The sequence below is a fragment of the Sulfitobacter sp. genome, assembly GCF_041552635.1.
Classification (GTDB): Bacteria; Pseudomonadota; Alphaproteobacteria; order Rhodobacterales; family Rhodobacteraceae; genus Sulfitobacter.
In genome coordinates this window covers 1-1,626 of record NZ_JBFEKM010000348.1, presented here as the reverse complement: position 1 = coordinate 1,626, position 1,626 = coordinate 1, and the positions used below count along the sequence as shown (strand labels likewise).

Genomic DNA, 1,626 nt, shown 5'->3' with positions numbered 1-1,626 from the left:
GAAGCCCGAACAGCGTCTTGATCTGGTTGTTGCCGGTACCAAAGAAGCCGTGATGATGGTTGAATCCGAAGCCTACGAGTTGTCGGAAGAAGAGATGCTGGGCGCGGTTAAGTTCGCCCACGAGCAGATCCAGCCTGTGATCGACCTGATCATCGATCTGGCCGAAGACACCGCGAAAGAGCCGTTCGATTTCCAGCCTGTTGACTATTCGGACCTCTCCGCTGCCGTCAAAGCCGCTGGCGAAAATGAAATGCGCGCTGCCTTCGCAATTGCTGACAAGCAAGAGCGCACCGCCGCAGTTTCCGCCGCCCGCGACACCATCAAAGCAGCCCTGACAGACGAGCAAAAAGACGACGCGAACCTTGGTTCCGCGTTGAAAAGGCTTGAAGCGTCGATCCTGCGCGGTGACGTTGTCAAAACCGGCACACGCATCGACGGTCGCAAGACTGACGAAATCCGTGACATCGTGTCCGAGACAGGCATCCTGCCACGCACCCACGGTTCTGCCTTGTTCACACGCGGCGAAACTCAAGGTCTGGTTGTGACCACGTTGGGCACCGGCGACGACGAACAGTTCATCGACGCGCTGCATGGCAACTTCAAATCCAACTTCCTGCTGCACTATAACTTCCCTCCCTACTCGGTTGGTGAAGTTGGTCGTGTGTCTGGCCCTGGCCGTCGCGAAATCGGTCACGGCAAGCTGGCTTGGCGTGCGTTGCAGGCGGTTCTGCCGGCCTCCACCGATTTCCCTTACACCATCCGCGTTGTGTCCGAGATCACTGAATCGAACGGCTCATCCTCAATGGCGTCGGTTTGTGGTGGTTCCTTGTCCATGATGGACGCGGGCGTGCCGTTGAAAGCACCGGTCGCCGGTGTTGCCATGGGTCTGATCCTCGAAGAAGACGGCTCCTATGCGATCCTGTCCGACATCTTGGGTGACGAAGACCACCTTGGCGACATGGACTTTAAAGTGGCCGGTACCGAAGCAGGTATCACGTCGTTGCAGATGGACATCAAGATCGCAGGCATCACGCCCGAGATCATGGAAAAAGCATTGGCCCAAGCCAAAGCTGGCCGCGTTCACATCCTTGGCGAGATGAACAAAGCCATCTCCGGCGCGGGTGAATTCTCGGTTCACGCACCACGCATTGAAACGATGCAGATCCCAACCGACAAGATCCGTGAAGTCATCGGGTCCGGCGGTAAAGTAATCCGCGAAATCGTTGAAGTGTCCGGTGCCAAGGTCGACATCAACGACGAAGGTATCATCAAGATTGCATCGCCAAACGGCGACTCGATCAAGAAGGCCTATGACATGATCTGGTCCATCGTGGCCGAGCCTGAAGAAGGTGCGGTATACACCGGTACCGTCGTCAAGATCGTTGATTTCGGTGCATTCGTGAACTTCTTTGGCAAGCGCGATGGTCTGGTCCACGTGTCCCAGATAGAAAACCGTCGCCTGAACCACCCTTCGGACGTTCTGAAAGAAGGTCAGGAAGTGAAGGTCAAACTTCTGGGCTTTGACGATCGCGGCAAGGTGCGCCTGTCGATGAAAGTCGTCGATCAGGAAACTGGCGAAGAGATCAAGAAAGAGGAAGGCGCAGAGGAGTAATCCTTAGCCCCTTT

The 1,626-nt window shown here is 56.1% G+C and carries 1 protein-coding gene; it reads left to right on the top strand.

The genetic code is table 11. The features are described 5' to 3' along the window. On the top strand, window positions 1-1,612 hold a 1,612-nt coding region (gene pnp / locus ABYT07_RS20965), incomplete at its 5' end, for a polyribonucleotide nucleotidyltransferase (RefSeq protein WP_372993929.1). Window positions 1,613-1,626: the final 14 nt, after the last annotated feature.